This is a genomic window from Streptomyces sp. S465, assembly GCF_026898115.1.
Taxonomy (GTDB): domain Bacteria; phylum Actinomycetota; class Actinomycetes; order Streptomycetales; family Streptomycetaceae; genus Streptomyces; species Streptomyces luomodiensis.
This window is the reverse complement of the sequence record NZ_CP114036.1, coordinates 806,030-820,214: the sequence shown is the minus strand read 5'-3', so window position 1 is coordinate 820,214 and position 14,185 is coordinate 806,030. Positions and strand designations below refer to the sequence as shown.

2 protein-coding genes are annotated in these 14,185 nt (G+C 73.1%); both read left to right on the top strand.

The genetic code is table 11. The features are described from left to right. Positions 1-189 precede the first annotated feature (189 nt). Positions 190-7,446: a type I polyketide synthase gene (locus N6H00_RS03390; RefSeq protein ID WP_268970020.1), complete on the top strand. Its 7,257-nt coding sequence runs from the start codon at positions 190-192 to the stop codon at positions 7,444-7,446. A 42-nt stretch (positions 7,447-7,488) separates the two neighbouring features. Continuing rightward, complete coding sequence (locus tag N6H00_RS03385; protein WP_268970019.1) at positions 7,489-14,178, top strand: type I polyketide synthase; 6,690 nt, start codon at positions 7,489-7,491, stop codon at positions 14,176-14,178. The last annotated feature ends 7 nt before the right edge of the window (positions 14,179-14,185 follow it).

The following is a 14,185-nucleotide window of genomic DNA, read 5'->3' as shown; positions in this document are numbered from 1 at the left end:
CACCCGCTCAGCGATGGTCAGGGATTCCGGTAACGCGTCTCTAAAGTCACCGGCCGTGACCTATTTGGTCTTGCTTTAGAACAGCGCCGCACGATGGGCCACGTGCTGGCACCGATCATCAATCCGGAGCGGGAGTGCCGCCCATGACCAAGAACACGCCGATGTTCTCCGAGCGCCGTATGGGGTGCGATGGATAGCGCCGCGGCCACCCGGACACCTCAGCACACGGAACCCGTCGCCGTGGTGGGAATGGCCTGCCGCCTGCCGCAGGCACCCAGCCCGTCAGCCTTCTGGCGGCTGCTGCGGCAAGGCGGGAACGCCGTCACCACCATGCCGGAGGACCGCCGCCGGACCGGCACCACCGCCGACCGGCCCGACCGCCCCGACGGCTCCGACCGGCCGGAACCGACCTGGTACGGCGGCTTCCTGGACCGCGTCGACACCTTCGACGCCTCCTTCTTCGGCATCTCGCCCCGCGAGGCGACGGCCATGGACCCCCAGCAACGGCTGATGCTCGAACTCGCCTGGGAGGCGTTCGAGGACGCCGGCATCCGACCCGGAACGCTGAAGAACACCGCGACCGGTGTCTTCGTCGGCGCCATCTGGGACGAGTACGCCACCCTGCTGGGCCGGCACACCCCCGCCGAGGCCACCCGGCACGCCATGACCGGCGTCCACCGCAGCATCATCGCCAACCGGGTCTCCTACGGCTACGGTCTGTGCGGCCCGAGCCTCACCGTCGACACCGCGCAGTCCTCCTCGCTGGTGGCCGTGCACACGGCCTGCGAGAGCCTGCGGCGCCGGGAGTGCGCCCTGGCGCTGGCCGGCGGTGTCAACCTCATCCTCACCGAGGACAGCATGGCGGCCGCCGCAGTCCAGTTCGGCGGGCTCTCCCCGGACGGGCGCTGCCACACCTTCGACGCCCGCGCCAACGGCTTCGTCCGGGGCGAGGGCGGCGCGGTGGTCCTCCTCAAACCACTGGCCGCGGCCGTGCGCGACGGCGACCCGGTGTACTGCGTCATCCACGCCGGCGCCGTCAACAACGACGGCGCCACCGACGGACTGACGACCCCCAGCCCGGCGGCCCAGGAGGAGGTGGTGCGCACGGCCCACCGGCGCGCCGGAGTCTCCCCCGACGAGGTCCAGTACGTCGAGCTGCACGGCACCGGAACCCCCGTCGGCGACCCCGTCGAAGCGGCCGCGCTCGGTGCCGCGCTCGGCACCGCCCGGACGGACGGCACACCGCTGCTCGTCGGCTCCGCCAAGACCAACGTGGGCCACCTCGAGGGCGCCGCCGGCATCGTCGGACTGCTCAAGACCGCCCTCGGCATCCGGCACCGGCAGCTCCCGCCCAGCCTCCACTTCACCGCCCCGAACCCGCGGATCCCGCTGACCGAACTCGGACTGCGGGTCCAGGACCGGCTCACCGACTGGCCACGCCCGGACCGGCCACTGCTCGCCGGGGTCAGCTCCTTCGGCATGGGCGGCACCAACTGCCACCTCGTACTCGGCGAAGCACCCGCAGCCGCATCCGCGCCGGCGCCGATCGCCCCCGGCGCCGCGCCGCCCGTGCTGGCCTGGCCGCTCTCCGCGAAGACCCCCGCGGCGCTCAGCGCCCAGGCCCGGCGCCTGCGGGACCACCTGACGGACCACCCCGGCCTCCCCCCGGCCGACATCGCGCACACCCTGGCCACCACCCGCACCGCCTTCGGCCACCGCGCCGTGATCCTCGGCGACGGCGCCGACGAACTGCTCAGCGGGCTGGACGCGTTGGCCGACAGCGCGGACACCGCCGCGGCGGTCCGGGGCAGCACCACGGACGGCGGCCTGGCGTTCCTCTTCAGCGGCCAGGGCAGTCAGCGCCCGGCCATGGGCCACGAGCTGTACACCGCCTACCCGGTCTTCGCCGCGGCGCTGGACGAGGTGTGCGACTGCCTGGACGCGCATCTGGAAGAGCCGCTGCGCGAGGTGATGTTCGCCCGGCACCCCTCGTCGCGGGCGGCCCTGCTCGACCGGACCTCGTACACCCAGCCCGCGCTGTTCGCCATCGAGGTGGCCCTGTACCGGCTGGCCGAATCCTGGGGGCTCACCCCCGACCGTGTGATGGGCCACTCGGTCGGCGAGATCGCCGCCGCCCACGTGGCCGGTGTGCTCACGCTGCCCGACGCCTGCACCCTGGTGGCCGCCCGCGGCCGGCTGATGCAGTCGGTCACGGCGGCGGGCGCCATGGCCGCGTTGCAGGCCGGTCCGGACGAGGCCGCCGGACTGCTCGCCGGACTGCTCGCCGGACGGGAGGGCCGGCTGGACCTGGCCGCCGTCAACGGGCCGATGTCCGTGGTGATCTCGGGCGACCACGACGCCGTACACGAGACCGCCGCCGCCTGGCGCGAGCGCGGCCGCAAGGTCCGGCTGCTGAAGGTCAGCCACGCCTTCCACTCGCCGCACATGGACGGCATCCTCGACGAACTGCGCGCCGTCGCCTCCGGACTGACCTTCGCCGCGCCGGCCGTCCCCCTCGTCTCCAATGTGACGGGACGGCCGGCCACCGCCTCCCAACTCGCCTCACCGGCCTACTGGGCCCGGCACGCCCGCCACGCGGTGCGGTTCATGGACGGCGTGCACACCCTCCTGGACGACGGTGTCACCACCTTCCTCGAACTCGGACCGGACGCCGCCCTCACCGCCATGACCCGCGAATGCCTCACCGCACGGCCCGCACCGGCCCCCGGCCGGCCGCGGCCGGCCACCGTGGCGGCGCTGCGCCGTGACCGGCCCGAGGCGCGCACCTTCGCCGCCGCCATGGCCCAGGCGTATGTCCGCGGTGCCGAGGTGGCCTGGGAACGCGCCGCCGGGCACCCCCGGCGGCGGGTCCCCCTGCCGACGTACGCCTTCCAGCGGGACCGCTACTGGCCCGGCACGCAAGCCACCGCGCCGGCCACCCCGGCCGCCCAGCCGGGCGCCACACCGGGCCCCGCGCCGGCCGCTGAAACGGCCGGATCCGGCGCCACGGAGCGGGACCGCGATCCGCTGGACACCGTACGGACGAATGTCGCCCTCGTCCTCGGGCACCCCGATCCGGCCGCCGTCGATCCGGGCCTCACCTTCAAGGAGCTGGGCTTCGACTCGCTGGCGGCGACCGAACTGAGCGAGCGGCTCGGCGCGGCCACCGGACTGTCCCTGACCGCCACGCTCACCTTCGACCACCCCACACCACTGGCCGTCGCCGAACATCTGCGGGCCCGCACCACCCCCGCCCCCGGTCCGTCGGCCACCCCACCCGCGTGGGCGGCGCCCGCACCGCGCGACGATGACGAGCCGATCGCGGTGGTGGCCATGGGCTGCCGCTTCCCGGGCGGGGCCGACTCGCCCGAGGCGCTGTGGCGGCTGGTGTCCGAGGGCGTCGACGCGATCGGGGAGTTCCCCCGGGACCGCGGCTGGGACCTGGCCGGACTCCTCGACCCCGACCCGGACCGTGCCGGCACCAGCACCGCCCACGAGGGCGGCTTCCTGTATGACGCAGCGGAATTCGACGCGGAGTTCTTCGGGATCAGCCCCCGGGAGGCGCTGGCCACCGATCCACAGCAGCGGCTGCTGCTGGAAACCGCGTGGGAGACCTTCGAACGGGCGGGCATCCGCGCCGCCACCCTCCGGGCCGGCCCGACCGGGGTGTTCGTCGGAGTGACGCAGCAGGACTACGGACCCCGGCTGCACGAGGCGCCCAAGGGACTCGACGGCCATCTGCTGACCGGTGGCACCGTGAGCGTGGCGTCCGGCCGGGTGGCGTTCACCTTCGGCCTGGAGGGACCCGCCCTGTCGGTGGACACGGCGTGTTCGTCATCGCTCGTGGCCGTCCATCTGGCGGTGCGCGCACTGCGGCAGGGCGAGTGCGCGCTGGCCCTGGCCGGAGGGGTGACGGTGATGGCCTCACCCGGCATGTTCACCGGCTTCTCCCGCCAGCGGGGGCTGGCCCCCGACGGGCGGTGCAAGCCGTTCGCGGCGGCCGCCGACGGCACCGGATGGGGCGAAGGCGTGGGTCTGCTGCTGCTGGAGCGGCTGTCGGATGCCCGGCACAATGGTCATGAGGTGCTGGCGGTGATCCGCGGCTCGGCCGTCAACCAGGACGGCGCCTCCAACGGTCTGACCGCGCCCAACGGCCCCTCCCAGCAGCGAGTGATCCGCCAGGCCCTCGCCGACGCCCGGCTGTCGCCGCCCGACGTGGACGCCGTCGAGGCGCACGGCACCGGAACCACCCTGGGCGATCCCATCGAGGCCCAGGCCCTGCTCGCCACCTACGGGCAGCGGCGTCCCGCCGACCGGCCCCTGTGGCTGGGCTCGCTGAAGTCCAACATCGGCCATGCCCAGGCGGCGGCCGGCGTGGCGGGCGTCATCAAGATGGTGATGGCCATGCGGCACGGACTGCTGCCCGCCACCTTGCACATCGACACGCCCAGCCCGCATGTCGACTGGGACAGCGGTGCGGTGCGCCTGCTGACCGACCCGGTGGAGTGGCCGCGCGGCGAACACCCACGCCGCGCCGGTGTGTCCTCCTTCGGCATCAGCGGCACCAACGCGCACCTGATCCTGGAACAGGCCCCCGAGCCGGAAACCGCTTCCACCGGCGCACAGCCGGACGGCGGCGACGGGCCGGTGCCCTGGGTGCTGTCCGCCCGCGGCGCCGAGGCGCTCCGGGGACAGGCACGGGCACTGGCCGCTCGCACGGCCGCCGACCAGACGCTGTCACCCCGGGACGTGGGCTGGTCACTGGCCACCACCCGGACCGTGTTCGACCACCGTGCGGTGGTGGTCGGCGGGAGTCGTGCCGAACTCAGTGCTGCTGTTGAGGCGTTGGCGGCAGGGGAGGGTCATCCGGGTGTGGTGGGCCCTGGGGTGGCGGTGAGTGGTGGTGGTGTGGGTCCGGTGCTGGTTTTTCCTGGCCAGGGTTCGCAGTGGGTCGGTATGGGTGCCGGTCTGCTGGATGTCTCGCCGGTGTTCGCGGTCCGGGTGGCGGAGTGTGAGCGGGCGCTGGCGCCGTATGTCGACTGGTCGCTGACGGGTGTTCTGCGGGGGGTGGATGGCGCGGGTGATCTGGGTCGGGTGGATGTGGTGCAGCCGGTGTTGTGGGCGGTGATGGTGTCCCTGGCTGCTGTATGGGCCGGGTACGGGGTGCGTCCTGCCGCTGTGGTGGGCCACAGTCAGGGGGAGATCGCGGCGGCTGTGGTGGCGGGGGCGTTGTCCTTGGAGGACGGTGCGAGGGTTGTGGCGTTGCGCAGCCGGGCGTTGCGGCGGCTGGCTGGTGGTGGGGCCATGGCTTCGTTGGCGTTGGGTTGTGAGCGGGTGGAGGAGTTGTTGTCGGGGTTGGGTGGCCGGGGCGCGGCTGTGGTGGTGGCCGCGGTCAATGGTCCTGTGTCCACTGTGGTGTCCGGGCCGCCGGAGCAGGTGGCCGCCATCGTGGCCGCTTGTCGGGACATCGGGGAGCGGGCGCGGATGATCGAGGTGGATTATGCCTCGCACAGTCCGCAGGTTGATGAGATCGCCGGGGAGTTGTGCGAGGTGCTCAGGGGGGTGGAGCCGGTCGGGGTGTCCGGGGCCGGGGTGGTGTTCTACTCCACGGTGACCGGTGGCCGGGTCGATGCCTCTGTCCTGGATACGGGCTATTGGGTGCGGAATCTGCGTGAGCGGGTGCGGTTCGCGGAGGCGATCGAGGCGTTGCTGGGTGCCGGGCACCGGGTGTTCATCGAGGCCAGCACCCACCCCGTCCTCACCATGGGTATGCGGGAGACCTTCGAGCACGCGGAGAGCGACGCCGCCGCGGTGCCCACGCTGCGGCGGGACCACGGGGACCTGCACCAGCTGACCAGGTCCGTCGCGCAGGCGTTCCTCGCCGGGGCCGAGGTCGACTGGCGGGCGGCGTTCCCGGCCGACCCCCCGCCTCATACGGTCGACCTGCCCACCTACGCCTTCCAGCGCCGGCGCTACTGGCTGGACGCCCCCGGCGGACCCGGCGGCGACCCCGCCGCCCTCGGCCTGGTCGGGTCGGACCATCCGCTGCTGGGCGCCGCGGTGCGGCTCGCCGACGGCAGCGGCCATGTGCTGACCGGACGCCTCTCCCCGCAGACACACGGCTGGCTCGCCGACCACGTGGTGGCGGACGTGGCCCTGGTGCCCGGGGCAGCGCTGATGGAGTGGGCGCTGCGGGCGGCCGACGAGGCCGGCTGCGGTGCGGTGGAGGAACTCACGCTGCGGCTGCCGCTGGTGATGCCCGCGACGGGCGGGCGGTGCGTCCAGGTGGTGGTGGGCCCGTCCGCCGACGACGGACGCCGCGACATCGCGGTCTACTCCGGACCGGGCGACGGCTTTCGCAGCGGTGGGGACGCCGACTGGAGGTGCCACGCCGTGGGCGTACTCGGCCCCGCCGTACCGGAGAGCCGAGCAGGGGAGCTGCCCGGGACATGGCCCCCGCCACAGGCACGGCCGGTGGACACCGACGGCTTCTACGAGCGGATCGCCGCATCCGGCTACGGGTACGGCCCCGCGTTCCAGGGGCTGCGCACGGTGTGGCGGGACGGCGCGGACCTGCTGGCAGAGGTGGCTCTGCCCAAGGCCGCCGGAGAGCCCGGAGGATTCGGTATCCACCCCGCCCTGCTGGACGCGGTGCTGCACCCGACGCTGCTGACCGGCCAACTCGGCGCGGGCCCCGGCCCCGAGGCGGACGAGAAGCGGATGTGGCTGCCGTTCACCGTGAGCGGTGTGTCCTTGTGGGCGGCCGAGGCCACGGCCGTACGGGTCCGACTCACCCCCCGTCCGCGGACCGCTGAGGGCGAGCGTGAACTGCGGGTCGTCGTCGCCGACGCCGTGGGCGCCCCGGTCCTGACGATCGACGCGCTGGTGCTGCGCCCCGCGGAGGCCGAGCAGCTGCGCTCGGCGAACACCGGCCATGTGGCCGCCGGAACCGGCGGTGGCGGAAACGTACGGCGGCGCGCCGCGGCCGCCGCCGGGGCCTCGTCCGCCGACTGGGCCGCCCGGCTGGCGCGGCTGTCGGCCGTCGACCGGTATCGCACACTCCTGGGGCTGGTACGCGACCACGCCGCCACCGTGCTGGGCCACACCGATGCCGAGGCGGTGCACGCCGACGCCAACTTCAAGGAACTGGGCTTCGAGTCCCTCACCGCGGTCGAACTGCGCGATCGCCTCGCGGCCGCCACGGGGCTGCGGCTGCCCGCGGCCCTCATCTTCAGATATCCGACGCCGGAAGGCATCGCCCACCACCTTGTGCGACGGCTGTCCTCCGACGACACCGCCGCCACCCCCGCCCCCACCGCGATTCACCCGCCGAGCACGCAGTTGCCACGGCAGCCGACGGATGAAATGAGCGCGGCCCAAAGACTGGAGTCCGCCTCCGCGGACCAGGTCCTTGAGTTTATTGACAACGAGCTTGGTGTGTCCTGAATGTGCCGGGCGCGACGATCGCTGAAGGCCGGGTGACCCCTCATGGCGAACGAAGAGAAGCTGGTCGAGTACCTCAAGCGCGTTTCCGCCGATCTGCACGATACGCGTCTGCGGTTGCGCGAAGTGGAGGAGCGTGCCCAGGAACCGGTGGCCGTGATCGGCATGGCCTGCCGTTTCCCCGGCGGGGTCACCTCCCCGGAGGAGCTGTGGGAACTGCTCGTCTCGGGTGTCGACGCTATCGGGGACTTCCCGACGGACCGCGGCTGGGATCTGGAGCGCCTCTACCACCCCGATCCGGAGCACTACGGCACCAGCTGCGTCCGCCAGGGCGGATTCGTCGCGGCGGACCGGTTCGACGCGGCGTTCTTCGGCATCAGCCCCAGGGAAGCGCTGGCCATGGACCCGCAGCAGCGGCTGGTGCTGGAGACGGCCTGGGAATCCCTGGAACGGGCCGGTATCGACCCGGTGTCGCTGAAGGGAACCCGCACCGGTGTCTACGCCGGGGTGTCCAGCCAGGACTATCTGTCCCGGGCACCGCGTATCCCCGAGGGATTCGAGGGCTACGCCACCACGGGCGGACTCACCAGCGTGATCTCGGGCCGGGTGGCCTACACCTTCGGCCTGGAGGGGCCGGCGGTGACGGTGGACACCGCGTGCTCGGCCTCGCTGGTGGCCATGCATCTGGCGGTGCAGGCGCTGCGGCAGGGCGAATGCACCCTGGCCCTGGCGGGCGGTGTCACCTCACTCGCCACCCCCATCATGTTCACCGAGTTCTCCCGGCAGCGCGCACTGGCCCCGGACGGCCGGTGCAAGTCCTTCGCCGCCGACGCGGACGGCACCGGTTTCTCCGAAGGCGTCGGCATGGTGGTGCTGGAGCGGCTGTCGGAGGCGCGGCGCAACGGCCACCGGGTGCTGGCGGTGATCCGGGGCTCGGCGGTCAACCAGGACGGCGCCAGCAATGGCCTCACCGCACCCAACGACGTGGCCCAGGAACGCGTCATCGGGCAGGCACTGGCCAACGCGCGGTTGACGCCGGGTGATGTGGACGCCGTCGAGGCACACGGCACGGGCACCAAACTCGGCGACCCGATCGAGGCCGAGGCCCTGATCGCGACCTACGGCCAGAACCGTCCCGCAGACCGGCCCCTGCTGCTGGGCTCTCTGAAGTCCAACATCGGCCATACGCATGCGGCGGCCGGTGTCGCGGGTGTGATCAAGATGGTCATGGCGCTCCGGCACCCGCGACTGCCCGCGAACCTGCACCTTGACCGGCCCACCCCGCATGTGGACTGGGCGGACAGCGGGCTGCGGCTGCTGAACGAGTCGGTGGAGTGGCCCCGGCTGGAACGCCCCCGCCGTGCGGCGGTGTCCTCGTTCGGCATCTCCGGCACGAACGCCCATCTGATCCTGGAGCAGGCCCCGGAGGAGGATGTGTCGGCGGCGTCCTCTGAGATGGGTGAGGTGGTGCCGTGGGTGGTGTCGGGGCGGGGTGTGGAGGCGTTGCGGGGGCAGGCTGCGGCGTTGGCTGAGTGGGTGGGGGATGCGTCCGAGCTGTCGTCGGTGGATGTGGGGTGGTCGTTGGTCACGGCGCGGTCGGTGTTTGAGCATCGGGCGGTGGTGGTGGGTGCTGACCGCGTGGAGTTGTTGGCGGGTGTGGAGGCGTTGGCGGGAGGTGTGTCGCATCCGGGTGTGGTGCAGTCGGGTGCGGCGGCGTTGACGGGTGATGTGGGTCCGGTGCTGGTCTTCCCCGGTCAGGGTGCGCAGTGGGCCGGTATGGGGGCGGAGCTGCTGGAAGCGTCGCCCGTGTTCGCGGCACGGGCGGCGGAGTGCGAGCGGGCACTGGCGCCGTTTGTGGATTGGTCGCTTTCGGATGTGTTGCGCGGTGCGGAGGGTGCGGTGGATCTGGGGCGGGTGGATGTGGTGCAGCCGGTGTTGTGGGCGGTGATGGTGTCGTTGGCTGCGGTGTGGGCGGGGTATGGGGTGCGTCCTGCGGCGGTGGTGGGTCATAGCCAGGGTGAGATCGCGGCGGCTGTTGTGGCGGGTGCGCTGTCTTTGGAGGACGGTGCGAAGGTCGTGGCGTTGCGGAGCAGGGCGTTGCGGCGGCTGGCCGGGGGCGGGGCGATGGCGTCGCTCGGCGTGGGTCAGGAGCGGGCGGGGGAACTGCTGTCGGGGCTTGGTGATCGGGCCGGTGGAGTAGGTGTGGCCGCTGTGAATGGGCCCTCGTCCACGGTGGTTTCTGGTCCGCCGGAGCAGGTGGCCGGTGTGGTGGCCGCGTGCCAGGACGTGGGGGAGCGTGCCCGGCTGATCGAGGTGGACTATGCCTCGCATGGTCCTCAGGTGGATCAGATCCGTGAGGAGTTGAACGAGGTTCTGGCCGGTGTCCGGCCGGTCGTCGGTGGCGCGGATGAGGTGGCGTTCTACTCAACGGTGACCGGTGGCCGAGTCGATGCGACTGGCCTGGACACGGACTACTGGGTGCGCAATCTGCGGGAGCGGGTGCGGTTCGCCGATGCGGTCGAGGCGTTGCTGGCGGATGGGCATCGGGTGTTCATCGAGGCCAGTTCGCATCCCGTACTGACCGTGGGGATGCAGGAGACCTTCGAGCAGGCGGGTGTGGAGGCGGTCGCGGTGCCCACGCTGCGCCGTGACCATGGTGGCCGGGCCCAGCTCCTCCACTCCCTCGGCCAGGCGTTCATCGCCGGGGTCGGGGTCGACTGGAAGGCTGCGTTTCCGGCCGACCCGACCCCTCGTACCGTCGACCTGCCCACGTACGCCTTCCAGCACCAGCGCTACTGGCTCGACGGACTCAGTGGCCGGGGCGCCGACCCCGCCGACCTCGGACTGGTCGCCGCGGGCCATCCGCTGCTGAGCGCCGCCGTGGAGCTCGCCGACGGCCAGGGGCATCTGCTGACGGGACGGCTCTCGGTGCGGTCCCATGGCTGGCTCGCCGACCATGTGGTGGCGGGCGCGGTACTGGTGCCCGGGACGGCCTTGGTCGAGTGGGCGCTGCGGGCCGCCGATGAGGTCGGCTGCGGTGGGGTGGAGGAGCTGACGCTCCAGGTGCCACTCGTGCTGCCGCCCGACGGCGGGGTCCGCCTGCAAGTGGTCGTCGGCGGGCCGGGCGCCGATGGCCGGCGCGATGTGCGGATGTACTCGCGCCCCGATGACGACGCCGACACGGCGGCCGGGTGGGTGTGCCATGCGGAAGGCGTCCTGAGCCCACCTCCCGACGGCTCCACGCCAGTAGCGGAGTTGGGTGGGGCATGGCCACCGGCGGGTGCGAAACCGATCGACCCCGTGGACTTCTACGCACACATCGCGGCGTCGGGGTACGCGTACGGTCCGGCCTTCCAGGGACTGCGCGCGGTATGGCGGGACGGCGCGGATCTGCTGGCCGAGGTGGCGTTGCCCGAGGCCGCGGGGGAGCGGACGCAGTTCGGCATCCACCCGGCGCTGCTCGACGCCGCCCTGCATCCCGTTCTGCTGACCGATGGGTCACCGAGCGACGCCGAGTCGCCCGATGGCCGAGTGTGGCTGCCGTTCACCTGGAACGGGGTGTCGCTGTGGGCGGCCGGGGCGAGCACGGTACGGGTGTGGATCTCTCCGTACGGGCCGAGCGCGGAGCGGGAACGTACGCTGCGGGTGACCGTGGCGGATGCCCTGGGCGCCCCGGTGCTGAGCGCCGACGCGGTGGTGCTGCGGTCCGCCGACGCCGAGCAGCTCCGTACGGCCCAACGTCCGGTCGGGGATGGGCTGTTCGTCATGGACTGGGCCCCCTTGCCGGTTCCCGCGCCGCCCAACGGCGACGGGCGGTCCGCGGATCACACGGCCGACGACACCGGCTGGGTGATCCTGGGGCCCGAGGACCGGGCTCCGGCCGGGTCCGCCGCCGTATGCCATCCGGATCCGCGGGCGTTGATCAGCGCGCTCGACGCGGGCGCCCCCGCCCCCGCCGTCGTCCTGGCACTCGAGCCCGCCGAGGCGGTCCGTGCCCGAGACGGCGGGATGGCGGCCGACGGGCTGGCCTCGGCGGAACGGGTCCTGGAGCTGGTGCGGAGCTGGCTGGCCGAGCCGCGCCTGGCCGAGGCCCGGTTGGTGGTGGTGACGCGTGGCGCCGTCGCGACCGGCGACCCGGGTGGTGACCCCGTGGCCGACAGTGTGGATGTGGCGGGCGCCGCCGTCTGGGGTCTGGTGCGCAGTGCGCAAACCGAGAACCCCGGCCGTTTCCTGCTGCTCGATCTCGACCCCCACGCCGAGGTGTCCGCCGACCTCGTGACCGACGCCGTGGCGCGCGCCATCGAGATGGACGAGTCGCAGCTGGCCCTGCGCGCCGGGCGGGCGCTGATGCCTCGACTGGTGCGCGCCGCGCCGAGCGCGGTCCTGGCGGCCCCGGTGGAGCAGTCCGCCTGGCGGCTCGGACTCGAGGGCGCCGGGACGGTGGACAGTGTGCGGCCCGTGGCGTGCCCGGAGGTCCTGGCACCTCTGCGGGAGGGCCAGGTTCGGATCGATGTCCACGCGGCGGGCGTCAACTTCCGCGATGCGCTGATGGTGTTGGGGATGTACCCCGGGGACGCGGTGTTCGGTGGCAGCGAGGGCGCCGGTGTGGTGCGGGACGTCGGCCCCGGCGTGACCGGTCTCGCCGTGGGCGACCGGGTGATGGGCCTGTTCGAGGGCGCGTTCGGCCCGCTGGCCGTGGCGGACGCCCGTACGGTCGTACCCATCCCCGAAGGCTGGACGTTCCGGCAGGCGGCCGCCGCCCCCGTCGTGTTCCTCACCGCCTGGTACGGGCTCGTGGAGCTGGGGGGACTCCAGGCGGGCGAGCGCGTGCTGATCCATGCCGCGACCGGTGGTGTGGGAACGGCCGCCGTGCGGATCGCCCGGCATCTCGGCGCGGAGGTCTACGCGACGGCGAGCCCGGCGAAGCACGGGGTGCTGGAGGAGATGGGCATCGATGCGGCCCACCGGGCCTCGTCGCGCGACCTCGCCTTCGAAGAGGCGTTCCGGGAGGCCACCGGTGGCCGGGGCGTCGATGTGGTGCTCAACAGCCTCGCCGGGGAGTTCGTGGACGCCTCGCTCCGCCTCCTGGGCGGGGGCGGCCGGTTGCTGGAGATGGGCAAGACCGATGTCCGTGCCGCGGAGCGGACCGCGGCCGAGCACCCCGGTGTCCGCTACCGCGCGTACGATCTGATCGCCGACGCCGGTCCCCCCCGTATCGGTGAGATGCTGCGGGAGCTGGGCGGGTTGTTCGCCTCCGGTGTGCTGGTGCCGCCTCCGGTACGGGCGTGGCCGCTCGGCCGGGCGCGTGAGGCGCTGCGGTATCTGAGTCAGGCCAAGCACACGGGCAAGCTGGTGCTGGACGTGCCCGCCCCGGTGGACCCCGAGGGCACCGTGCTCATCACCGGCGGCACCGGCACCCTCGGTGGGCATGTGGCCGAGCACCTCGTGCGCAGCCGGCACATTCGCCGTCTGCTGCTGGTCAGCCGGGGCGGTCCCGACGCGCCGGGCGCGCGGGAGCTGGCGGCCCGGCTCACCGGCCTGGGCGCCGACGTACGGATCCTGGCGCGCGACATCGGTGACGCGGCGCAGGTGGCCGAGGTGCTCGCGGGCGTCGACCCGGCACACCCCCTGACCGGTGTCGTCCACGCGGCGGGTGTGCTGGACGACGCGATGCTCCCCGCGCAGACCCCGGAGCGTCTGGCGCGGGCCTGGGCGGCGAAGGCGGCGGCCGCGGCCCATCTGCACACCGCCACCGAGCATCTGCGGCTGGGCATGTTCGTCGTGTTCTCCTCCTTCGCCTCGGATCTCGGCACCCCCGGCCAGGCCAACTACGCCGCCGCCAACGCCTTCTGCGACGCGCTGGCCGTCCACCGCCAGGCCATGGGCCTCCCGGCGGTCTCGGTGGCCTGGGGTCTCTGGGCGGCCACCAGTGGTCTCACCGCGCGGCTGGCCGACGCCGACCTGGCCCGGATCGGCCGTCTGGGCATCAAGGCCAACAGCACCGAGGAGGGTCTGGCGCTACTGGACGCGGCCTGCCGGCACGGCCACCCGCATCTGCTGGCGCTCCGCCTGGACACCGGCTCCCTCGCCGCCCAGGACCCCGGCACCCTGCCCAGTCCGCTGCGGGCCCTCGCCACCGTCGGCGGCAGCGGACGGGCCCGGCCCACGGCGGCCGCCGGTGGGCAGCCCACCGACTGGGCGGGCCGGCTCAGGGGACTGCCGCCCGCCGAACAGCACCGGCTGCTGCTCAACCTGGTGCGTACCCACGCGGCCACGGTGCTCGGCCACGCCGATCCGGGTGTGGTGCAGCCGGACGCGTCGTTCAAGGACCTCGGCTTCGATTCGCTGACCGCCGTAGAGCTGCGCAACCGGCTGGCCGCCGCCACCGGATTGCGGCTGCCCGCGGCCCTCGTCTTCGACCACCCGGAGTCGGCGGTGCTGGCCGAGCATCTGCGCCGGGAGCTCTCACCGGACGGTGAGTCGGCCGCCTCGGGCCCCGACGTACCCCACCCCGTCCTCAACGAGCTGGTCAGGCTGGAGAACAGCCTGTCGGCCGTGGTCGTCGAGGACGTGGACTCCGGCGCGGTCACCGCCCGGCTGGAGACCTTGCTGTCGAAGTGGAAGGCGCTGTGCTCGTCGGCGGAGGCGGACGACGGCAACGCCGTGGAGCGGTTGCAGGTGGCGACCGCCGATCAGGTTCTGGAATTCATCGACAACGAACTTGGCCTGTCATGAACAACGT